The organism is Mucilaginibacter sp. dw_454 (genome assembly GCF_018449775.1).
Classification (GTDB): domain Bacteria; phylum Bacteroidota; class Bacteroidia; order Sphingobacteriales; family Sphingobacteriaceae; genus Mucilaginibacter.
This window is the reverse complement of record NZ_JAAVVB010000004.1, coordinates 367,218-391,232: the sequence shown is the minus strand read 5'-3', so window position 1 is coordinate 391,232 and position 24,015 is coordinate 367,218. Positions and strand designations below refer to the sequence as shown.

Annotated in this window: 18 protein-coding genes; 11 read left to right on the top strand and 7 right to left on the bottom strand. The window is 42.8% G+C overall.

From position 1 onward, the window contains the following. Window positions 1-4: 4 nt before the first annotated feature. Window positions 5-2,824 carry a TonB-dependent receptor gene (locus HB679_RS15060; protein ID WP_214072827.1) on the bottom strand — a complete coding sequence of 940 codons (2,820 nt, stop codon included), beginning with the start codon at window positions 2,822-2,824 and terminating at the stop codon, window positions 5-7. A 262-nt stretch (window positions 2,825-3,086) separates the two neighbouring features. Beyond that, window positions 3,087-4,406 carry a hypothetical protein gene (locus HB679_RS15055; RefSeq protein WP_214072826.1) on the bottom strand — a complete coding sequence of 440 codons (1,320 nt, stop codon included), beginning with the start codon at window positions 4,404-4,406 and terminating at the stop codon, window positions 3,087-3,089. Window positions 4,407-5,442: 1,036 nt separating this feature from the next. Here HB679_RS15055 and HB679_RS15050 point away from each other — a divergent pair. Then, window positions 5,443-6,885 (top strand): LamG domain-containing protein, encoded by a 1,443-nt coding sequence (locus tag HB679_RS15050; RefSeq protein WP_214072825.1) that lies wholly within the window; start codon window positions 5,443-5,445, stop codon window positions 6,883-6,885. Window positions 6,886-7,162: 277 nt separating this feature from the next. Here the strand turns inward: HB679_RS15050 and HB679_RS15045 are convergent, their stop codons facing one another. Further along, entirely contained in the window at window positions 7,163-8,563 is a 1,401-nt protein-coding gene (locus HB679_RS15045) for a glycoside hydrolase family 76 protein (protein ID WP_214072824.1), read from the bottom strand. 894 nt (window positions 8,564-9,457) lie between these two features. On the opposite strand from HB679_RS15045, the gene HB679_RS15040 reads away from it, so the two are divergent. From HB679_RS15040 to HB679_RS15025, 4 genes are all read left to right on the top strand, one after another. Beyond that, window positions 9,458-12,757, top strand: a complete 3,300-nt coding sequence (locus tag HB679_RS15040) for a carboxypeptidase regulatory-like domain-containing protein (RefSeq protein ID WP_214072823.1) — start codon at window positions 9,458-9,460, stop codon at window positions 12,755-12,757. 146 nt (window positions 12,758-12,903) lie between these two features. Next, window positions 12,904-14,118, top strand: a complete 1,215-nt coding sequence (locus HB679_RS15035; protein ID WP_255547622.1) for a PQQ-dependent sugar dehydrogenase — start codon at window positions 12,904-12,906, stop codon at window positions 14,116-14,118. Between the two features lie 231 nt (window positions 14,119-14,349). After that, window positions 14,350-14,766 carry a tRNA (adenosine(37)-N6)-threonylcarbamoyltransferase complex ATPase subunit type 1 TsaE gene (tsaE, locus tag HB679_RS15030; protein WP_214072822.1) on the top strand — a complete coding sequence of 139 codons (417 nt, stop codon included), beginning with the start codon at window positions 14,350-14,352 and terminating at the stop codon, window positions 14,764-14,766. A gap of 38 nt (window positions 14,767-14,804) precedes the next feature. Further along, a complete protein-coding gene (locus HB679_RS15025) occupies window positions 14,805-16,031 on the top strand; it encodes an alanine dehydrogenase (RefSeq protein WP_214072821.1) in 1,227 nt (408 codons plus the stop codon). On the opposite strand, the gene HB679_RS15020 is transcribed toward HB679_RS15025, so the two are convergent. Next, entirely contained in the window at window positions 16,028-16,639 is a 612-nt protein-coding gene (locus HB679_RS15020) for a hypothetical protein (RefSeq protein WP_214072820.1), read from the bottom strand. The genes HB679_RS15025 and HB679_RS15020 overlap by 4 nt on opposite strands. 54 nt (window positions 16,640-16,693) lie before the next feature. Here HB679_RS15020 and HB679_RS15015 point away from each other — a divergent pair, with 54 nt between their 5' ends. Both HB679_RS15015 and HB679_RS15010 read left to right on the top strand, forming a co-directional pair. Then, window positions 16,694-17,689 (top strand): YihY/virulence factor BrkB family protein, encoded by a 996-nt coding sequence (locus HB679_RS15015; RefSeq protein ID WP_214072819.1) that lies wholly within the window; start codon window positions 16,694-16,696, stop codon window positions 17,687-17,689. A gap of 81 nt (window positions 17,690-17,770) precedes the next feature. Beyond that, complete coding sequence (locus tag HB679_RS15010) at window positions 17,771-18,994, top strand: aspartyl protease family protein (protein ID WP_214072818.1); 1,224 nt, start codon at window positions 17,771-17,773, stop codon at window positions 18,992-18,994. Window positions 18,995-19,011: 17 nt separating this feature from the next. On the opposite strand, the gene HB679_RS15005 is transcribed toward HB679_RS15010, so the two are convergent. Beyond that, entirely contained in the window at window positions 19,012-19,281 is a 270-nt protein-coding gene (locus HB679_RS15005) for a hypothetical protein (protein WP_214072817.1), read from the bottom strand. Between the two features lie 213 nt (window positions 19,282-19,494). Between HB679_RS15005 and HB679_RS15000 the strand changes: the two genes are divergently transcribed. The 3 genes from HB679_RS15000 (at window position 19,495) to HB679_RS14990 (ending at window position 22,056) form a co-directional block, all read left to right on the top strand. Next, a complete protein-coding gene (locus tag HB679_RS15000) occupies window positions 19,495-20,340 on the top strand; it encodes a hypothetical protein (RefSeq protein ID WP_214072816.1) in 846 nt (281 codons plus the stop codon). 82 nt (window positions 20,341-20,422) lie between these two features. Next, the gene (locus HB679_RS14995) at window positions 20,423-21,295 is read left to right on the top strand and encodes a glutamate--tRNA ligase family protein (protein ID WP_214072815.1); all 873 of its coding nucleotides are present in this window, start codon (window positions 20,423-20,425) and stop codon (window positions 21,293-21,295) included. A gap of 29 nt (window positions 21,296-21,324) precedes the next feature. Next, a complete protein-coding gene (locus HB679_RS14990) occupies window positions 21,325-22,056 on the top strand; it encodes an SIMPL domain-containing protein (RefSeq protein WP_214072814.1) in 732 nt (243 codons plus the stop codon). Window positions 22,057-22,066: 10 nt separating this feature from the next. Here the strand turns inward: HB679_RS14990 and HB679_RS14985 are convergent, their stop codons facing one another. Then, window positions 22,067-22,414 (bottom strand): hypothetical protein, encoded by a 348-nt coding sequence (locus HB679_RS14985; protein WP_214072813.1) that lies wholly within the window; start codon window positions 22,412-22,414, stop codon window positions 22,067-22,069. A gap of 106 nt (window positions 22,415-22,520) precedes the next feature. Here HB679_RS14985 and HB679_RS14980 point away from each other — a divergent pair, with 106 nt between their 5' ends. Next, window positions 22,521-23,420 (top strand): TIM barrel protein, encoded by a 900-nt coding sequence (locus HB679_RS14980; RefSeq protein WP_214072812.1) that lies wholly within the window; start codon window positions 22,521-22,523, stop codon window positions 23,418-23,420. Window positions 23,421-23,591: 171 nt separating this feature from the next. On the opposite strand, the gene HB679_RS14975 is transcribed toward HB679_RS14980, so the two are convergent. Continuing rightward, entirely contained in the window at window positions 23,592-24,002 is a 411-nt protein-coding gene (locus HB679_RS14975; protein WP_214072811.1) for a hypothetical protein, read from the bottom strand. Between the last annotated feature and the right edge of the window lie 13 nt (window positions 24,003-24,015).

Genomic DNA, 24,015 nt, shown 5'->3' with positions numbered 1-24,015 from the left:
GTTATTAAAATTTATAATGTAAGCCAAGGATGTAGTATTGCTGGTAAGAGTCTTTACGGATAAAGGTATTCTCGCCCGCTTTTTGGTATTCAATGGGTTGGCCGGTAGCGCCAGGTAAACCGGTTTGAGGGTAAGGTAACTTGATAAACAGCTCGTAAGGCGTGTTGGTTAAGTTAGTGGCTTTAGCATATACGTACAGGTTCTTGAATAATCTCTTCTCGGCAGATACGTCAAGCGTTACGAAACCCTTTTGCCAAACATCATTATCATAAAAATCAGATACCGAGTTAATACGCTCGCCGGTGTAAACTGCAGAGATCTGCGCGTCTATACCATTCTTGGTGTCTTTGTAGAGGAATGAAGCATTACCAACGTTTTTAGACTGGCCCTGCAGCGGGCGGGTTTGCTCAACCTGGCGGCTGGTAATGTTGCCACTGCCATCGCGGAAACGCTCTGCCTTTGCAGTAGTGATCTGTGAATTGGTATAAGAGTAGTTGGCACGGAAACCAAAATTGCGAATGTATTTGGTATAATCTGCCTCAAAACCATAGTTGTTGGCCGTACCAAAGTTAGCGGCCTGCAAAGCATAGCCGCTTGAGCCGGCAGCCTGTAAGTTAACTAAAGCGTATTCAATTGGGTTAACTATTCTTTTGTAGAAAACACCCACCAATAACTGGTCTAACGGTTTAGGGAAAAACTCGTAACGCAGATCGTAGTTATCGGCAGTAGCGCGTTTTAGGTTGGGGTTGCCAATTTCCTGGTAATCTGCATCCGGGTCGCCACTGGTATGCGGAACAATCTCATAAAAGTTTGGACGGCTGATAGCAGAGTAATAAGAGGCACGCAGATTTTCTTTGTCGCTTAAAGCATATTTTAAGTTTAAGCTTGGCAATATATCAAAATATTTGATTGATCCGGTTTTACCGGCTTGCGTGGCAGGCAGAGCGTCAAAATAGCTTTGATCGGTGTGCTCATAGCGAGCGCCGCCTAATAATTCTAATTTGTCGATATTAAATTTAAACTGACCAAAACCTGCACCAATATTCTCAGTGAACTGGTAGTTCAGTGGGTCAGAAGCGGTGCCTTGTAAGGTAGAAACCACAAAGCTATTATGGTCGATGTTTCCATCGTAAGTTTGGGTTGATGCGGTTAACGGCAGGCCCAGTGTATATTGGTCAAAAGTGCTGTTACGGGTTTTGTTACGATACATGCCGCCTACTGTAAACTCTACTTTGGTGTCGCCAAATTTTGGTGTATAAACTAAATTCAGATAGCCGCTTTTATCTTGATCAGAGTTGTAAGAGAAAGTTTGTGTCTGGCCCTTTAAAGCATCTAAGCTAACCGGAGCCTGGGTAACAGATCCGTCAGATTGCAAAGTCCTGCTGGTTAATAATGCCAGGTCGTAACGGTTTTCGTTAGCGGTAGCTTTTGAGTATTTACCGGTATAGTTAATGCTGAAATTATCGGCTAAGCGATTGTCGCCATGTAAGGTAAAGTCATATACCTTTTGCACGTCTCGCTGGCTGCGTGGGTCTTGCGTTACACGGCCCTGGCCGGCACCGGTGCGCGCTAATGTAAGCGAGGTATCAGATACAAAACGATATTGATTTTGTGACAGGTTGATATAAGAAGCATCGAAATTTAACTTGTTACGCGAGTTGAATTTATAATCAAAACGGCCGATAGCGCTGGCACGTTGTTGCTCTATATTATAAGTACGGGCCTGGATATCTGTAACTACCGGTTGGTTATTTACGTCAACATCCGACGCAAAGAAAACCCCTTTAGTGTCTTTAGAGATATCCTGGTAGCTTAATGAAACCAGGGCGCCAAATCTTTTATCAGCAGTACGGCCGCCAACACTCAGGTTAGCAATTGTACCCACGGGCAACTTCGAATTGCTGAAGTGCTGCCCATCATTAGTGAAATCTGAAATAGTAGCATTGTAGGCAGCTCCGTTAGTAATGCGTGGCGAGCGTAGCGTTTGGTTGTTGGCGCCAAAGTTAGTGAAGCCATGATCCATAACGCTTTGCGACATACCAACACCTACGTTAGCGCTAACTGTAAAATCATCTGGTGCTTGTTTCAGCACGAGGTTAATACCACCTGCTATCGCATCGCCTTCCATTGACGGGGTTAATGATTTATAAACCTCCAGACGGTCAATAATATCCGCAGGGAAAATATCCAATGGGATATAACGGTTTTTGTTATCAGGGCTTGGAATTTTAAACCCGTTGATCAGCGTGTAAGTATAGCGCTTCTCCATACCGCGGATAATGGCATACTGGCCCTCGCCGTTGTTGCTACGTTGGATTGTTACACCAGATACACGTTGCGTAATGTTGGCTACGGTAATATCCGGCGAAATCTCGATAGCGTGGGCAGATACCGCATTAAGGACCTGGCTTGAGCGCTGCTCCAGCATACGTGCGCTTTGGTCGCTGGTACGATCTGCTGTTCCGCCTATTTTTACCTCATTCAAGTCGGTCGACTTGCTGGTTAACAATAGTTTTACGTTTTCGGTTACGCCATCCTGAACGTTTGCGTTTGCCTCGTCATCTTTATAAGAAACGTATTTGGCCTCTACTTCATATTTACCGGGCATAACGTTTCTGAAAACGAAACTGCCGTCAAGGCCCACGCTTACAGATTGTTTAGCGCCTGCGCTGTTTTTAATAGTAACCGTAGCGCCAATAAGTGGTTCGCCGGTTGCTTTGTCGGCCACGGTGCCTTTTATGCCTTGTGCCGAAGCAGTAACATAAGTTCCTGCAAATAATAACAGCAACAACAGGTGCCGTTTAAATTGTAAAAGTTGCTTCATGAATTTTTAATTACCATTAATGAATTTGAATGATAACTAAAGCGGCAAAATGAGTCAGGGGGAATAATTGTAGTAGCTGAACTTTTTACACTAATATCCGCTTTAGATATTGCGCAAAAGAACACGTACAGTATAAGCCAAACTTAAACTAAATGTTAAGATTGCATTAAGGAGCAATAGAATAGCTTAAAAGTTAATATGTCATAAAAGTATGACAAGCAGTACTTTGTAATTGGATGTATTTACAAGTTTCATTTAACGGTTAAAGCTCAATCACTATTGGGTGGTCACTTAAAGTTAATACAACACTGTTGGCATTTCTTAAAGTGGTTTGTGCCATTTCACTGATAGTCGGATCATAAACGTTAACAGTGCTGTATTTTTTACTCAAGTTTATGATCAGGTTATCTGTTCCGCTGGCTTTTTCATCCCAGATCACCAGTTGAAATTTGCCATTGCTGTTTTTTAGAAGCAGGTCATGCACAGTTTCGGGTTGGTTGGCAATAGTATAAGCCAGTTTGCCGGGTTGCTTTGCCCGGCCCGTATCCGTCAAAATAGTGGTGAGGTTATGTAAGTAGACGGCAGCTTTACGCGGCGTATAATCCTTTTGATAAAAGCCGAACGTTTGGTTGCCATCCTCGTCAGATCGATCGCGCAGCAAATAAACCGAAGTATAGCTCCATTTGCGTTTAAACTGCGCCAGATAAAGATTAAGGTATAGGCGAGCCTGTTTTTCCTCGGTAAAATCGCCTTGAATGGTTACGCCGGTTTCGGTAGTCACTTTGGGCAGATTAACCAATTGTTCTTCTGTATAGCCCATGAATTTGTTGGCCCAGGTTTTACCGTAATTGCCATACAATCCATCTACTTTACACAAATGACCCGGATCAGCAGCGTTCCAGGTTTGATTATCGTATACGCCAGGATGGCTTGGGTGCGAGAAATAGTTATGGCAAGTAGCGTAATCGGCATATTGAGTACCGGCGGGCATGACAGTGTTAGCACCAGCCGGGATGGTTAGGTATTGCAGGCCGGCATTATCTTTCTGCGCGCCGCTTTCGGTGAGGCTCCAAACGGGATATTTCTTTAGTGCTTTATCGGCTTTTACGGCTTTGTATAGTTCGTTTTGCAGCTTGGCTACGCCGATCCAACTTTCGTTCTTGCCACTTTTTTGGCCATTGTAAGTAATGGCCCAGTTGTTAGGTTCATTATTGCCTTCGAAAGCCAGCAGCGCACCTGCATCAGCCAGCACACGTGCACCGCTTAATAAACGCGGGATATCCGTGCCGCCACTCATCAGCCCATAACTATATTTTAAGCCGGTTGCCTGGTGCAAGGCTAAAAGATCGGGCGAAGCCACATCGCCCTCATAGCCAGCACGGATCCAACGGATGCCGGTGTATTTGATGGCCTCAATCGTCTTCTCCAGTTTCTCACCGCGCGTTGATATGGCCGAATTTACGCCGATGCTATTTAAAAAGTCAGCAGTACTAACCGCCGCGACAGGTTTTATCGGGTCGGGTTTATTGGCGCATAAACAGAACGCTGTAACTAAGGCAGCAGACAGGCTAATGAATTTCATAAACGTAGATTTTTGGCTGTGCGAAAGATAAGGAAAAGCAGTTTAGGTAAAGCTGGCGGGTTTATTTTAGATTGTAAAAATGTTATGGTGTGATTGGGCGTTTCCGCCTTGGGGCGGACCGCGCCATTCGCTCATACTGCGCAAGGCCTTAGCGCGGGGCCGGTATCCGCTGCTGTCACTAACGCGGGGGGACTCTCCCGCCAGTAGCGACGTTTGTTTTGTTTCACGTGTGTATGTGTCAGGTGAAACAAGTGAAACACTATTTTAATGTAAAACTCTGGTAATGAATATATTGAGAAAACAAAATGAAACAAAATGAAACAGTATTTATGACTTTTAAGTCTTTTTTTGTTTCATTCTGTTGTTTAAGAGATTAGCTTATAAAAGCAATTATCACTTGCGAAACAACGGTAATCGAGCAGAAAAAAGCTCATTGAAGCATTTAAAAACAGTTAAACAATCATCTCGCAAAGCAAGTTGAAAACTTGCTGCATTTTGGTTCGAAGTTGAAAACTTCGACCAGTGACGGGGCACCCGGTCTTTGCTTCGCTATTTTAATATCGAATAGTGAATTCTGAATTTCAAATTAAGAAGTACTTCATCATTCACTATTTAACATTCGGTGTTCGATATTCTTATCCTCTTTCCGCCCCGTGCAAGGCCGAATTGATCCACGCGAGAATGTGGATCAATTGAATCAGTTGGATCACCTGGAAAATACAAATAATTGAAAATGAAATAGTTGCATTGAAACTATTTTAATAATTGGATCACTTTTTCTGACTTTAAGTGGGTTTGGATCCACCCCGTTTGCTGGCCACCACGCTATAGCTGTAAGGAACGCAGCCCTGTTATGTCAGGAATTAAGCGCTATATAGGCCGATAAATACGTTTTCCGAAAAGGCGTTAGTGACATCAAAAATATTAACTATTGTTAAAATATTAACCTTTATTCATTTTATTCACAACCAGAGTGTGTTAAATTTTAACTATAGATTTATAATAAGCAATAACGCTTACTCTAAATTTTATCATCATGAAAAAAAAATCCGTAATGGGCGTTGCCTTATTTGCAGCTGCCTCAATTTCTTTCATCGCTTGTAAAAAAAATAGCGCACCGGGTACAGCGTCAGGTATCGTAACACCTAACACTGTATCGACAAGCTTTGCGCCGCTGGCAACGCTTTCAAATGGTTTATTAGCTTATTGGCCCGGTGTAAGTAACACCGGCTACGATTTTTCGGGGAATGGTCATACCGCTACCTTAAGTACTATCAGCCCGGCTGTCGACCACTCGGGCCACACCAATGGTGCATCGGGCTTTAACGGCACCAGCAGCTTTATGTCTGTGCCAGATAATGTGCCTTTCCGGCTAAGTGGAACAGATTACACCATCAATGCCTGGGTAAATTTAACAAGTTATAATGCAGGCTTTGGTTCGGTGATTGCCGGTAAACGCAGCAGCACGCCTAACGACGGCTGGAGCTTTGGTATAACAGGAGCCCTTGCGTCGCCGGGAGGTTCGGGTTTTGTTAACTTTAACCCCGGCACCACGCCCTACGGAGAAGGATTTACCCATGTAAATACCGGTGGCTGGCACATGGTAACCAGTGTATATAGCAATACGGCGCATACAACAGATACCTATGTAGACGGCGTTCATTATATCCCTACCACACCCAGTGTGAATACGCCGGTTGCTACTAATGCCAATACATTTTACCTGGGAAAAGACGATCCTACTTTGGGCGGATCTTTCCTGAATGGCGCTCTGGACAATGTGCGCTTGTATAATCGTACCGTAAGTGCTACTGAGGTTTCTGCGCTTTACGCTTCGACCACGCCACCTACAAACGACGTGGTAGCCTATTGGCCGTTAACTCAATCTACCAATGATTTTTCGGGAAATGGTAATAATGGCACCGCTACAGCGATTACCACAACAACAGACCGTTTTGGCAACCCCGTAGGCGCTTATGCATTCAATGGTACTACCAGCTCTATTGTTGTGCCCGATGCCACTGATCTTCGCCTGGCTAACAGCTCATTTACGCTAAATGCCTGGATAAATTTACACGCGCTTAGTACTTCGGCTTCCATTATTATGGGTAAAAGAAATTTCGGAATTGGTAATAGCGGCTGGAGCTGGGGCATTACCTCAACCGGTCTGGTAAACTTTTCAAATGGCGTAGCTAATACCTCAAGTTCGACGGCAATATCTACCAATGCCTGGCACATGGTTACCATTACGTACGATTCTGCTGTTAGCCGCCGCTTGAGCGTTTATATAGATAATGTATTGTCTAATTCTGTTATTAATGTTGCAGCTCCAGCCGCGCTGGTTTTTGCCAGTTTATATATAGGGCAAGACAATCCGGCCGGCACCTACTTTTTTAACGGCGCCATGAGCGATCTGCGAATCTACAACTTCGCGTTCCAGGCTTCAGATGTTAGTAATTTATACAATGCGTTAAACTAATATTGTTATTGAAATTTATAAAAAGGCCGCTTATTAAGAGTGGCCTTTTTTGTGAGACGCTCCTCAGTGCCAGATGCTTTTACTGCCGAATTTTTCAACCCTCGCTGCCGCAAGCGTCTCGCTTGTGGAAAATCTGCATATTGATTAGCAAGTGTAGAGATTGCTTCGTTCCTCGCAATGACGTGACGGAGAAGTAATGCTCCTCCATCGCTTAAAATTAACAAAAAAGCACAACAGCTTACGCCGTTGTGCTTTTGCAGGTTTAGGGTAAAAGTATCTATTGTATTTTAACCGATGTTACCACGTCGTTGGCGTTTGGCGTCAGGTTAGGGAAGTGTGGGGTTTCGCCGCTTGGCAGGGTCCACACCTGGCCGGTAAAGTTATCATCTTTGTACATAGTAACGGTCCAGCCGGCCGGTACCTTGGCCGACGAGGCCCAATCGTTCACAAAACCATAAGGCGTTAGTTGCGATAATGTGTAGGTGCCTTTCGGGATAATGCCGGTCACGGTGCCGCCAAACATGGTGTCCTGGTAAAATGTTACGCCGGGATACAGCTGCATAAACGCCACCAGGCTGCAAGCCTCGTAAGTTTGAATGTAACCGGTAGGGCAGGCCACGGCATAATTACGGTAAGTAAGGTTTCGAGACGGATCGCGGTTGGCCCAGCCGGTATCAATATTGGTTTGAATCCAGCTTAAGTATTGAGTTTGGCCGCCGTCGTTGATCAACTGCATAATGTAATCGGCAAAAATAGCTTTCATGGTACCCTGTTCGTTAAAGTCGCCTTCGGCAGGCAAGATGCCGTTCACATCACAAAGGTTGTTTTTCACATAGTCGGCATAACGCTGGGCGTCTGACAGGTAAGCGCTGTTACCGCTTTGTTTATATAAGGCATAAGCCGCGCCTATGGCCGTACCCGCGTTATAAGTGTAGGCTTGGCCGCCCGGAGGATTGGTGCCTATCTTATTATCGTAAACCTCGCCGGTGCTGGTGTTGGTTAAATTGGCTTTGGCCCAGGTATAAATGGTCTGCGCTTTGGTTAGATAAGCGGTGTTGCCGGTTATAGTATATAAACGCATGGCAGCAATAACGGTAGGAAAGTTAATGCATGAGTTTTTACCCGTATGGTTAAAATCCCAGAACATACCACCGCCGGTAGGGTCGTAAGAGCCAGCCCAGACATGGTCGAAACCAGCCTCGGCATTAGTTAAATAAGCCGCGTTACCCGTGATCTGGTTGGCACGGGCCAGGGCCATTACCCACCACATCATATCGTCATAAATAAACCATACGGTGGTGTTGTTCCAGTTATAGCTATCGTATTTATTAAAGCCGCCGGTGTACATGTCGGTAACGCGCGTAAGCGCTGCCGAAGTGCGGGTGCGCAGGTAATTGTCCATGGCCATATCCCAAAATATAGCGTTGGTCCAGATGGCAGCATCGGCATCTTTTAATGTGGTACTGTAATAAAGTTTGGTTGTTGGATTGTAACAGGCATTGTTAAAAGCGGTGTAGGCAGTGGTCGCATCTACCGGGTCCCAGGAATTGAAAGCCTGTTTAGAATTAATGGGCGGTGCAGAACCCAGGGACATGGCCCCTTTTGTTTCGTCCCTTTTTGTGCAGCTTAACATGGCCAGGCAGGCGCCCAGCGTCAGGATAATTGTTCTCTTCATCATTGTAGGAATTAGTGGTTTATTGTTGTTTTGATTAATTGTAAGCTTTTTAAAAAACAATAAATTGTAGTTCCACTACCACAAGTAATTCTAACACAAGGCAAAATATCGCGCACAGCGAAAGCCTGCTTAAAACAACTTATTCAACAACATTTAGTATGGGTCTGCGAGGGGCGATAGACCTAGGTTATAATTTGTTCTGTTATACGTTGGGCTTACAATAAAAGGTTATAGCTAAATATTAATTAATTAAAATATTGTAACTAATACTTATAAACCTGGCCTGTGCAATAAAGCAGGGATAAAACATTTAACAGGAAATAAAATTTAATGTTTGTTTAACAGTTTTTTAGGTCGGAACGACCCTGCCGTATGATTGAATAGAGCAGTAAATCAATGTTAATTTAAGATTAACCGAGAAAGTATTTTGCCTGATGAAATCGATTGTATTTTATATTATTCCTGATAGGTGTAAATAATATTATAAACCAAAAAATACATAATAACGGCTCTTGCTTTTCCTTCAACGTCAATTAGTATCTATTTAAGAAATTCATATCCAAGACAATAGTATTAATTAACGTTTAAGTTTTGGCAACCAATTCGGTTATATATTGAAGAATTTCTATTAACTGGTGATTTTCTTGTCGGTTGTTGTAAAATATCAACATTTGTGAGTTAATTGGGCGCTCAGTTTTTCGTAATGTTAGGTTCGTAGCTTAATTTCTAAGAAAATATTAATTATTTATTGTGATATTTTACATAAAGGCTAAAAGTCTGGTTATGTGTGAGTATTTAATACACAAATTGTTAATAATAATTTAACACTAGCGGTTGGTAAGCCGGCTATATTTGTAGCAATTAATTGATTTCACTATTAACTCTTAAAAAACAAGTATGAAAAAAGTTTTACTTTTTATTCTGCTGGTCACGGGTGCATTGTTTACCATCGCTAACAAGGTAAATGCCCAAGGTGTAACCACCGCCAGCATCAATGGTACAGTAACTGACGAAAAGGAAACCGTTCCAGGTGCAACAGTAACCATTACCCACGTACCAACCGGTACTGTCTACTCAACCTCTACCCGTGCCGATGGTAGATTTAACTTGAATAACTTAAGAGTAGGTGGCCCCTACATTTTTAAAGTAAGCTTTATAGGTTATAAAGATTTTACCGTAGAAGGCATCAGCTTAACTATTGGCCAGGATCAAAACATTAAGGTTAAACTAGAAACCAGCACGGCTACCTTAAATGAGGTTACCGTTACCGGCACCGGCAACAAAGTAATCAATTCATCACGTACCGGTGCCCGCGAAACCATCAGCCGTACGCAAATTGATAACCTGCCAACCATTAACCGTTCATTACAAGATTTTACCAAACTTACTCCATCAGCTACGCCTAATGGTTTGAACTTTGGTGGCCGTAGCAGCACTTACAATAACGTAACTGTTGACGGTGCCTTATTTAACAACTCGTTTGGTTTGTCTGGTACTTTGGGTGGTCAAACAAGCTCACAACCTATCTCTTTGGACGCTATCGAACAGATCCAGGTTGACTTAGCTCCTTATGACGTACGTCAGGGTAACTTTACCGGCGCAGGTATTAACACCGCGGTAAAATCTGGTACCAATGAAGTTAAAGGAACTGTTTATGATTATATCCGTAGCAAAGGTCTGCAAGGTTACCAAACCGGTACTGCGGGTGTTGCTAAAACGCCGTTCACTTATCGTCAAACCGGTTTAAGTGTTGGCGGTCCTATCATCAAAAATAAATTATTCTTATTCGTATCCGGCGAGCAAGAGCGTATCAGCGCACCGGCTACAGCTTATGTAGCTACAGCTCCTGGCGTTAGCGGTTCGCAGGTATCGCAAGCAAAAGCTTCTGATTTGGATGCTATCTCTACTTACTTAAAAGGTTTAGGTTATGACGAAGGTGCTTATCAGGGTTATGCTTATAAAACCTCAAGTGATAAGATGACTGTTAAATTAGACTGGAACGTTGATAAAAACAACACCATCAGTGCTAAATATTTCTACTTAAAATCATTTAAAGACCAGCCTGCAAGTAACTCTGGTATCGTAGGTATCAGCAACACTACACGTGCGCCGGGTACTACTACCTTGCCATTCTACGGTTCAGGTTACCGCATTAATAACAACTTTAACATTGGTATTGTAGAGTGGGATAGCCGTATCAGCAACACCATGTCAAACAAACTGACTGTTGGTTACCAGGCTCTGCGCGATTACCGTGCGTCATTAGGTGCAACCATCCCGATGGCCGATATTGGTAACGGTAGCGCTACTACTACTGCTTCTGCAGTTGAAACCAGCGTTGGTTATGAACTATATACTGCAGGTAACTTGTTAAACACCAATATCTGGCAGTTTAATGATGACTTTACCATATTTGCCGGTAAACATGAGTTTACTTTTGGTACAAGTGATCAAGGTCAAAGCTACCTGAATGGTTTTGCGCCAGATTATAACGGTTTATATACCTTTAACTCGGCAGCCGACTTTACTTCGGGTGCTGCAGCTACTGCTTATACTACCCGTTTCTCTGCTTTGCCTGGCGGTCAGTTCCCTTATGCAAAAATCAAAGCCAATACTTATGCTGTATATGCAGAAGATAAAGTGCATTTGACAGATCAATTCAGATTAACTTACGGTGTAAGAGCTGATTATAATGTATTCCCTACGCAATTAGGTTATAACGCAAACGTACCTGCATTAACTTTCCAGGGTGGTACCCATGTTGATCCTTCAAAACTTCCAAAGAACCGCTTGCAAATTTCTCCGCGTGTAGGTTTCAACTGGGATGTTAATGGCGATCAAACTACCCAGGTGCGTGGTGGTTCAGGTTTATTCACCGGCCAGGTTCCATTTGTATGGATCTCTAACCAGGCGTCAAACAACGGTTTATTGTTTGGTTCATACACCATCACCAAAGGTGCTGCCGGCAATACACCAGCTCAAAATGCGCAGTTAATTTACAATCCAAACGTAAATGCTAATCGTCCGGCTGTTGCAGCGGCTAACACTTCATATGAGTTAGATGTTGCAGACCCGAACTTAAAATATCCAAAAATCTGGCGTACCAACGTTGCTATTGACCAAAAGTTACCTGGCGGCGTTATTGGTACAATCGAGGGTGCTTATACCAAAGATATCAACGCTATCTATCACCAAAACTTAGTATTGTCTAACACCACTACTACAGCTCCTGGTGATGAGCACCAGTTGATCTATACGTCAAAAAACACTACGCCGGCCGCTTCTGCAGCAACTTTAGCAAACCCGTCTATCAGTGGTTTATATTACATGCGTAATACTAACCAGGGTTACTCATGGTTTACAACTGCGCAGTTACAAAAATCATTCAGCAATGGTTTATTTGCCAGCGCAGCTTATACGCACACCGTATCAAAAGATGTTAACGATGGTGGTTCAACAGCATCTACAATCTGGAGCACCCGTTATGTAGCAGGTAATCCAAATTTAGATAACTTGTCAAATAGCTCATTTGTAATGCCTAACCGTGTTATTGCTACTTTAGCTTACAAAAAAGAGTATGCTAAAAACTATGCATCAACTATCGGTTTAGAGTTTGAGGCCGCTAACAGCGGTGCTGTATCTTACATCACCTCTGGCGACCCTAACAATGACGGCGCAACCAACGACCTGATGTTTATCCCTTCTTACAAAGGTCAAATCAATTTGGTTAAAGCTGATGCAAACGACCCACGTACACCAGATCAGATCTGGACTCAATTAAACAACTTCATTAACCAGGATCCATACCTGAGCAAACACAAAGGCGAGTATGCTCAACGTAACGGCGTGATCCTGCCTTACTTTAAACGTGTTGACTTGCACCTTGCTCAAGATTTCTTCGTGAAATCAGGTGATGGCAAACGCAACACTATCGAAGTTACTTTTGACATAATTAACTTTGGTAACATGTTAAACAGAGATTGGGGTCAATACTATACTTCATTTACCGGTTTCAACAACGGTTCTTCAACTGTGTTGAAATACATGGGCACCAAAGATGCTAATGGTAAATTGAACTATACTTTCCCTTACCTGGACAATGCTAACCAGGTTCCGTTAACTAGTTCATTCAAAACCGACTTGAGTATCTTCTCTCGTTGGCAAGCACAAGTTGGTTTAAGATATATCTTCAACTAATTTGAAATAAACTAAAGCAAAAGCCCCGCTCCATTTGGAGCGGGGCTTTTTTTATGCCTTTGTAACAGGTTTAATGCAAGCCAACGCCTAAACATATCTGCCCGTATATTGTATTAACTAAGCAATAAGCAAACATTCATACAGCTATGAAAGCAATTCAAATCAAGAAATTTACTTTAAGTGCGATATTTCTCGGCGCATCGGCAGTGGCTATGGGTCAAACAGCAGATACTACAAACCATGTAGAAACAAAGGCGCCTAACAGTAACTATAAGCCGGCATTTGTTGGCCAAACGCGCATACATGGTGTTCAAACCAGTGTGCCCGTAAAAGCTACAGTAATTAACAGCAGCTTAAAAAACCCATGGGGGATACATGTGTTACCCGGCGGCCGGTTTTTAATAACCGGCAAAACCGGCACCATGCAGATCTTAAAAATAGATGGTACATTGGATAAGCAGATTACCGGTTTCCCGGCTGTATTGGCACAGGGACAAGGCGGTATGTTGGATGTAAATATAGACCCCGATTACGCCCACAACCGCATAGTATATTGGGACTACGCCGAACCGGGTGCTGATGGCTCGACGCTGGCTGTAGCCAAAGGCAAATTATCTGCCGATGAAACCAAACTGGAAAACGTAACGGTGATTTATCGTGCTACACCAAATTACAAAGGCGATCTGCAATACGGATCGCGCATTTTGTTTGATAAAAAAGGCGACCTATTTGTGAGCACCGGTGAGCGGGGGGCCAATGACATCCGTGTTAAAGCGCAGGATTTAGGTGCTACAATAGGTAAAGTAATACACATAACCAAAGACGGACAACCAGTGCCTAATGGCCCGTTTGCCCATACTGCGGGTGCCAGGCCCGAGATATATGCCTACGGTTTCAGAAACCCGGAGGGTATGGCCTGGAACCCCGTAACCGGTGAGCTTTGGGAGGACGAGTTTGGCCCGCGCGGCGGCGACGAGATCAACATTGTTCGTGCAGGTAATAATTATGGCTGGCCCTATGTAACTTATGGTATTGAATACAGTGGAAAACAGGTTTACGATGGGATACAGCAAAAAGATGGCATCACGCAACCCGTTTATTATTGGGATCCGAGCATCTCGCCGTCGGGCATCACTTTTTACACCGGCGATATGATTCCGGAGTGGAAGAATAATTTGTTTGTTGGTGGCCTGAGCGGATCGCATATTGCGCGGCTGATAATTAAAAATAACAAAGTGGTAGGCGAGGAACGCTTGTTTAAAGAGTTGAACGAACGCTGGCGCGCGTTGGTTACCGGTAGAGATGGCGCCCTATACGGACTGACCGATAATGGTAATTTTTATAGGATTGCGAAACAGTAGTTTAGAACATCTTCGCAAGATTAGGCTAAAGCCAGAATTTAATTTATTTAAGTTCCGTCGGCTAAAGCCGGCGGCAATGAATATTAAATAAATTAATGAAGTTTTATATTCATTGCCGTCCCATTTATGGGACGGGTAATTATTAAATTTGCTTTGGCTTTAGCCAAATTTAATCAGCCCATAAGATTTGTTCGCTAAGAAACGGACGTTTGGTTATTTTTGCCTTCAGCTATGATCATTACTGCTTCTTCAATTTCAGAACTACCGGCCGCGGCTAAGCGGCTTATGGAGTTTGCCGGCAATCAAAAGGTATTTATTTTTCAGGGGGATATGGGCGCAGGTAAAACCACGTTTATTAAAACTATTTGCGAAGTACTTGGAGTTTCGGAAGCGGTTACCAGCCCTACGTTTGCTATTGTAAATGAATATAACGGGCCGGGCAACAAAATCTATCACTTTGATTTTTATCGGCTTAAAACCCAAACCGAAGCTTTGGATATGGGCGCAGAGGAGTATTTTTACTCTGGCGATTATTGCTTTATTGAGTGGCCCGAGAAAATTCCGGATATGTTGCCGCTCAATTATATCGGCGTTAATATTCAGGCTTTAGCTAACGGCAGCAGGCAAATATCTGTTGAAAAAATCTGACGGATTTTTATTATCTTCATCATTCCTAAATATAGAATATGAGTTCAGGGAAATACAGCGGTTTTTCAGACGTCGCGAAGCAGGCCATGATGCAGCCCCAGGAATCGATGCTTGAGGTCAAGAATAAAAAAAACAAACTTTACATCGGCATACCCAAAGAGATTTCCTTCCAGGAAAACCGTATCCCGCTTACCCCGCTTTCTGTAGCTTTATTGGTAAACAATGGCCACGAGGTTATGCTGGAAAGCAACGCGGGCAAGGCCGCTAAGTTTCTGGATAAAGATTATGCAGAACAAGGCGCCCAAATAGTTTTCGATACCAAAAAAGTTTACGAAGCCGATATCATCATTAAAATAGCTCCGCCTACCATGGAAGAGATAGCGATGATGAAACCCGGCCAGATCCTGATATCAACGCTGCAATTGTCATCGCTTAAGCCAGAGCTTTTAAAGGCTTTGCTTAAAAAACAGGTGACAGCGTTATGTTTTGAACACCTGCGCGACGAAGGCAACTCATTGAGCGTAGTACGTGCCATGAGCGAGATTGTGGGTGCTACATCTATCTTAATAGCTGCCGAATATCTGAGCAATATTTTTGATGGTAAGGGACTTATGCTAGGCGGCATTACCGGCGTGCCACCAACAGAGATTGTTATTTTAGGTGCCGGCACCGTAGGTGAATATGCTGCCCGTACAGCCATATCATTGGGGGCCGAGGTAAAAGTATTCGATCCGTCAATTTACAAGCTGCGCCGCCTGCAAAATAACATTGGCGCAAGGGTATTTACATCGGTGGTACAGCCTATAGTTTTAGAGAAAGCCATCACTACCTGCGATGTTGCTATTGGCGCTATGCGCGCCGAAGATGGCCGAAGCCCTTGCATCGTGTCCGAGTCGACGGTTAGCAAGATGAAACCTAACTCGGTGATTATTGATGTAAGTATTGACCAGGGCGGTTGTTTTGAAACGTCAGAGATCACTAACCATACCCACCCGGTATTCCGTAAATATGATGTAATTCATTATTGCGTACCTAATATAGCGTCGCGTGTAGCACGTACTGCTACTTACGCTTTAACTAATATTTTCGCACCTATTTTATTAGAGGTTGGCGAACAGGGGGGGATCAAGAATGTGATCTGGCAAAAACAAGGTATCCGCGAAGCGGTATATATTTACCAGGGCCATTTAACCAATAAACATATTGCCGAGCGTTTCAATATTCCAAGCAAGGATCTTGATTTACTGATTGTGTCGCAGCATTAATGGTTATTAATGGGCGCAATATATGATGGATAATATTTTTCTATCAGATACTGCTGCGGGATCTCTGATACATGGTGGGCTTTACCGTAATAGCTAACCATCATATCCTTTTTGTCATTATTATCAATAGTGATAGAAAAAAGCAGATCATAATCCTCATCATTTAAGGCATCAAAAGGCGGCTCTGCGCCAAGCTGGCTTATTAACGGCAAAATATCTTTCAACTGTGCTGCAATCAATACATTAGTGCCTTGAAAATTGCGATTAAGGGTTTTTACAAATGCGCCAACACTATCCGTATAAACCCTGGGCAGCAGTTTTACTTTGGCTGATAAGGGATAAACAGTTTGTTGGGCGGGGGTGCCTGAAGGTATGTAAATAGCCTGCAGTTTTTCGTGTTTTAGCGCTTTTAGCAGGGCGGTTGCGCGTTCCTGGCCATCGGCAGACAGGCCCGGTGATACGTTAGCAGCTCCTGGTACCACCGGATTTGTTTCGGCCACTCTAACTATCCAAATGTTGGTTTTTTGAGCAAAGGCATTAAAATTGCTTAGATTACAGCAAATAAATGTTAGTATCAAAAAGCCGTTAAAAGAATTTGTTTTTTTCATGGCCATGCTGCACAGATTTTAATCGTCGTGCAACACAAATATATTTGATTTACAATGAGATTATTTAACAAAATACACCTCAAAAAACTCTGGAAAGTTTTAGTAGCTACGTTTAGCGGTTTTATTAATGATAACGGCCTCAAGCTAAGTGCCTCATTGGCTTACTACACGGTGTTTTCTTTGGCGCCACTTTTAATTTTAGTGATATCATTAGCAGGTTTGTTTTTGGGTAATGATGCTGCAGCAAACAGGCTATACCCGGAAATTGCCCAGTATGTAGGCCCCAAAGCTGCAGTGCAAATACAAGATATGTTAAAGAGCCTGGCGCTGTCAGGCAAAACCGGTATCGCAGTGGTTATTGGCATAGTTACTTTGATGCTGGGTGCCAGCAGTATTTTTATAGAGATCCAGGATTCTTTAAATATGATATGGCGGGTTAAGGCTAAGCCTAAAAAAGGTTGGCTTAAACTGCTTCAAAATCGTTTCTTGTCATTTTCACTGATTGTGAGTCTTGGTTTTTTATTATTGGCCTCGCTTATTGTTAATTTCCTGATGGATGCCTTGAGTAAAAAACTGGAGCACTTTCTGCCATACGTTACTAATCTGCTTATCAAAGGCATTAACCTGGGTATTACTTTAATTGTTATCTCAACGTTATTCGGCATTATATTTAAGGTACTGCCTGATGTTAAGATCCGCTGGAAGGATGTACGCTCGGGGGCTATTTTTACAGCGCTGCTGTTTATGCTGGGGCAGTATCTTATCGGCATTTACTTGCAGTATTCTGCTCAAAGCTCGGCGTATGGCGCCGCTGGTTCTATCATCCTGATTTTACTGTGGATTTATTATACCGCCGCCATACTTTATATAGGCGCCGAGTTTACCCAGGTTTATGCCGAAGCAACCGGCTGTAAAATTGAACCTGCGGAGTACGCAGTAGCAGTAATACAAACCGAGGTTGAGCATGAGGTTAAAACGCTCCCCGCGCAAAACCCGGAATTAAAAGGAGAACTGAAGGACCCGCCCAAGGAGTCGACAAAAAGTAGTTGAATATTAGTTAACAAATATTCCCTGTTATGATGTAATATTTTGTTAATTTTAATATCCAATTAGAAAATCCGGTTTCGGGCAATGTTTTACTTAAAGCGTTATCGATTTGTTATTCTGGCAATTGCACTCTGCTGCTTTTGGTTACCGGCTAATGCGCAGTCTTTCTCCATGGAGTACAAGGGGCAGGTAGAAACTATTCCATTTCAATTGGTACGCAACCTGATTGTGGTTAAACTAAAGATCAATAACCACGGCCCCTATAATTTTGTGTTAGACACCGGCGTGGGTTATATGCTGATTACAGAACCCTCATTAATTGATTCTATAGGCGTTGAAAGCAAACGCACATTTAAAATACATGGCTTTGGCGTGGGCAATGATTTTGAAGCCTACATTACCAATCCACTTAAAATTGATATTCATGGTGTGGTAAGTAATAACGTAAGCGCGGCTATTTTCAAGCAGGATAATTTTGGCCTTTCGGCTTATGCAGGCGAAACGATACATGGTTTATTAGGGTATGAATTTTTTAACCGGCTTGCTGTAAAAATTGATTTTATAGATACAACGCTGGTGGTATCGGCCCCCGAGGATATGAGATACTATAAACGCGGGGCCAAAATCCCTATTAGTATTGAAGATCGTAAACCTTACCTAACCTCGAAAGTTACCTTTGCCGACGGTACTGAAAAACAAACTAAACTGATTGTTGATCTGGGCGCGGGCCATTTTATTTCATTGGAAAATTTGAAGGATAAAGAAAAGCTTCAAAAGAAGTTTATTGATGCTAATTTAGGGGTAGGGATTAATGGGTTGATCAGCGGCGAGTTAAGTCGTATTAAAGAAGTGCAACTGGATAAATATAAGGTAAAGAACGTTATAGCAGCATTTCCTGATGATGATAAGATTCCGAAAGCAATATCGCGCGATGGCAACCTGGGTATTGGCCTGCTTAAAAAATTTAATGTAATATTTGATTATCCTAACAACACACTTTATCTAAAGCCGGGAGCGGAGTTTAAAAGGCATGATGAGCACGACATGACGGGCTTAACCTACTACACATTTAAGGACGATTATGTACATGTAGTAATTGAGAAGGTTGAACCCGGATCGGCGGGTAGCGAAGCTGGTTTACAAAAAGGCGATGAGATTGAGATGATCAACGTCAACTCGGTATCAAATATGTCATTGCAAGAGATCGATGATCTCTTTAAATCAAGAGACGGTCGACCATTTTTTTTATTAGTATTTAGGGATAAAAAGTATATACCCATGCACTTAACCCTAAAACGCAGGGTTTAACAGCAGTAATACTCAAATTACTTAAGCTGGCTGATATTCTCAAAAAAGGCAGTTTGCAAATCAAGTAGTGAACGCACGTTTATTTTTTCGCCGTACATATCAAAACATAAAAATTTTGAATTACCAATATCGCCATCCTTATTTCTTTCGATAAAATTAAAAGTCTCAAAGAAATAATGGTTGGTAGTTACCTTATTTCTCTTGTCAGTTTGCGAGGCATTTAGCCTAAATCCGATGGAATCAATCCATTTGTGCACTTTTGCGTGCAGGGTGCGTATGTTACTCATAGGTTAAGTATTTAGTGTTTTAACGAAAAGAAAAAATATAAGTTTTAACTGATTCGTTTTATTTTATAAACAGATGTTAACCGTTGGTAAAATTAGCTGTGTTAAATAACTATAATCAAAAGAAATTAATTTGCGCGCCTAACAAATAATTGAAACCAAAATGAATAATGTTTCGTAAAAACCCTGTATTTTAGCGTAATTACATTCATTACTATGAAGATTAAACATTTACTATCAATATCGTTAATAACTATACTTAGCCTGGGCGCTTGCAAAAGCACCACTAACCCGGGCCCAACGGGGGCAACCGGCTCTACAGGTGCAACCGGCGCCACTGGAGCAACCGGTGCCGATGGAGCTGCTGGTGCAGGCGGCCCGCAAGGGGTGGCTGGTGTAACCGGCGCAAACGGCAGCAATGGCGCAAACGGAGTTAATGGTACTACAGGCGCTACCGGTGCGACAGGTGCCACGGGTGCTACAGGCGCGGGAGCAAATGGAGCAACGGGCGCTACCGGAGCAAATGGTGCAGTTGGAGCAACAGGCGCTAAAGGTGCAACGGGCGCTACAGGTGCAAATGGCGCCAACGGGGCAACTGGTGCTAATGGCGCGACAGGCGCAAATGGTGCTACCGGCGCAAATGGCGCAACCGGGGCCACAGGTGCAAATGGTGCAACGGGCGCTACTGGTGCAACCGGCGCAGCAGAAATAAATAGCTATTTGTTCACCAATCAGAGCGTCTCTTTGTTAAGTGCCACCCGCCTTTCGGTGCCTGCTATTACGCAGGATGTTGTTGATAAAGGTATTGTATTGGTGTATTGCCGTACTACCGGCACATCAGCGACATGGAACCCGTTGCCATTTTCTGATTCAGGAAATACTTTAAGTCTGCAAGACTTTGGTGTTGGTTTCCTGGATATTAAATCAAGTTTTACATCAGGAAGTCTGGATTTCAGGGTTGTAGTAATTCCGGGAACAGCACTAACTAATATGATGCTGCATAATCCGGGTATTAGCCTGAATAACTATAACCAGGTGGCTCACGCCTTAGGCATTAACTAAAAAATCATAGATAACGTACAAAGGGCCCTGATAATTTCAGGGCCCTTTTTTATTTAAGCTGATTTAACCTAATTTGGCGCCCATGCTAAATAACGAGACAAAGTTTACCCGCACCCGAATAGCCCCTACGCCCAGCGGCTATCTGCATTTAGGTAATGCTTTGTCATTCGCGCTTACTGCGGCCATAGCCCGCAAAACCGGCGCGAAAATTTTGCTGCGTATTGATGATCTCGATCAGCAGCGGGTAAATCATTTATACGTTCAGGATATTTTTGACACCCTAAATTTCCTGGAGATACCCTGGGATGAGGGTCCACGGAATGTAATTGAATATCATGATGAGTGGTCGCAATTACACCGGATGGATATGTATGATGATGCGCTGCAACAACTGGCAGAACAACGTGGGGTATTTGCCTGCAAATGTTCGCGCTCCCAGTTACAAGGTGACAGTTATCCGGGCAATTGTATCAATAAATCCCTCCCTCTGGATACGCCCGAAACTGCCTGGCGACTTTATACCGACGACAGGCCCATCGATCTGAAAACCTTAACCGATGGCATTACTACAATCCGCCTGCCGGAAACTATGAAAAACTTTGTGGTAAAAAAGAAAGATAATTTTCCGGCTTACCAGTTAGCCTCAATAGTTGACGATCTGCATTTCGGTGTTGACCTGGTGATACGCGGCGAGGATCTTTTCCCCTCAACGCTCGCGCAGCTTTTTTTGGCGGATGTATTGGGCGTAACAGCTTTTGCTAATACAACTTTTCATCATCACCCTTTATTGATGGAAGATGATGATAAAAAGCTGTCTAAATCTGCTGGTTCCACTTCAATCAAATATTTAAGAGAGCAGGGGAGAACGGCGGCAGAGGTTTATCAAAATATAGTTTCGATGCTTGGCATATTAACTCCGGTTAGAAGTTTTAAAGAACTTGAACAATTGCTTTAAAAGCTGTAAATTTATTAAAACGTTCCGCCATGAAACCTTATATCACCGCCGCGATAATTGGCATATCTGTTATTATTGCTTTTGCTGTTATTGGCCATGCCTACAGATCGAGATCAACCGATATGGAAACTATTGTAGTTACCGGCCTTGCCGAAAAAGATTTCAATAGTGATCTGATTGTTTGGAATGGCACTTATTCTCGCAAATCTGCTGATTTAAGGAGCGCCTACACGTCACTGAAGGCTGATGAAAATACTATTCGCGATTATTTGCTAAAAAAAGGAGTTAACAGTACCGAAATTATATTTTCGTCTGTAACAATCAATAAAGAATTTGAACCTGTAACAGATGACAATGGGCGTAATTTTGGCCAGAAATTCTCGGGATATAACTTGATGCAAACTGTTACCGTGCAGTCAAACGCAGTTGATAAAATAGATAAGATATCACGCGAAGCGACAGAACTTATTGAAAATGGTGTAGAGCTTAATTCAGCCCCACCTCAATTTTATAACACCAAGCTAACCGAAGTAAAAATGGACCTTCTGGGGCGTGCTAGTGCTGATGCAAAGGCCCGAGCCGAGACTATTGCCAATAACGCAGGCGGCTCACTAGGGAAACTCAAAAAAGCTACTATGGGGGTGTTCCAGATTACAGGAAAAAACAGCAATGAAAATTACAGCTACGGTGGCGCTTTCAATACCTCAAGCCGTCTAAAAACCGGGTCTATAACTATAAAAATGGAGTTTCAGGCTAATTAAGCCCGATGATTTATTTTACCCGTTTAAGCACACCTGTAAACGTAGTGCCTTGAAAGCCTATGACAACGTTCATTTTATCGCCGTCAATTTTACCCTTCACGTACTGCACGGCAAAACCATTATAAGTAAAAGGTTTAAACACAATATCGTTACCGGTTATTACGCCATTTTTTAGGGGGATGTCGCCAATCTCGGTGGTAACGGTGCCGTTAACTACGCCTTTGTCTTCTTTCATGTTTACGGTAACATCATACAGTAAAGCAATAGTACCAGACCATTTCCCTGCTGCGCCTTCGGCATAACAAACTGCGGTAGCAATTAACACCGCCAGTAATGATATAAAAAGGTACTTCTTCATCTCGTTATTTATGCTTTTTGTAATTATAGACAAATTTAAAGGTTTGCAGTTTAATGTATTTAAATTTTTATACAAGCTAATTTAAAAAAGCGTAATTTTAATTATTATGAGATCATCCCAAAACCGCAGATCGGCCATTAAAAACATTGTTGCCGGAACCGGGGCCATAGCTGCCGCCGGTGCATTATCTGCATTTAAAACCTCGCCTGTGACCAAGGACGAACCTGCTAAATTAAAAGGTAATATCAACCACTCAGTATGCCGCTGGTGCTTTCAAAATATAGACCTCGACACGCTTTGCGGCGCTGCCAAGGGGATGGGTATGAAAGCCATTGACCTGATAGGTCCTGAGGAATGGCCGATAGCTCAAAAACATGGTTTATATTCATCAATGTGCAACGGACCGGGCGTGGCTATAACTTTTGGTTGGAACGACCCTGCAAAACACGAAAAGCTGATCAAAGACTACAGCGACCTGATTGTGAAAGTTGCTGCTGCAGGTTATAAAAACCTGATTTGCTTTAGCGGAAACCGAGAAGGTAAAGACGATGTAACCGGACTAAACAATTGCGTAGAAGGTCTTAAAAAGATCCTGCCACTTGCCGAAAAACATGGTGTGGTACTTTGCATGGAGTTATTAAACAGCAAGGTTAACCACCACGATTACCAATGCGACCGTACAGACTGGGGCGTGAAATTATGTAAAGCTCTGGGATCAGAAAATTTTAAATTACTGTACGATATATACCACATGCAAATTGATGAAGGCGACGTAATTGCTACTATCAGAGCAAACCAACATTATCTGGCGCATTTCCACGTGGCAGGTGTACCCGGCCGTAATGAGCCAAATGATACGCAGGAGCTATACTATCCGGCTGTCATCAAAGCCATCAAAGACCTGGGCTTTAAAGGCTATGTAGCGCAAGAGTACCTGCCAATAACTAATGATCAGGATAAAATGATAGCCTCGCTGCAAGCATCAATGATGATTTGCGATGTGTAAGAACAAATAAAAACATGCTTGTCATTCTGAGCATAGTGAAGAATCTTATACGCTTGAATTAAAAGTTTGATAAGATCCTTCGCTCCGCTCAGGATGACAAAATAAGATTAAAGAAAAAGCCCTTCTGAATATTCAGAAGGGCTTTTTCTTTATATCCGTTATCAGGATTTATTACTTAGCAACAGCAGGTTGCTTTAAAGTCAACTTAACAGGTGCATTGTTAAAGGTAGTGGTTAAAACCAATTTACCTTCAGTAATGGTGCCTTTGTAAACAATTGGTTTACCGTTAAAAGTTGTAGTAAATTGAATGTTATCGCCGTCAACTTTACCGTCAGTGATGGTGTTTTTACCCATTTGGGCAGCAACAAACGGTGTGTAACCAGCTTCATCAGGATTTTCTGATTTTGGGTTGTTATCTACTAAATTGAAAACACCTGTTAATGCAGTGCCATCAGTTTTCAAAGTTAACGATAAATTATACTGTCCTTCAACTAAGCCTTTCCAAACACCGTCAACACTGGCTGCTAAACATACGGTAACTGCAGTAAGTACCACAACGGCTGCTAATAATACCTTTTTCATTTTTTTTATTTTA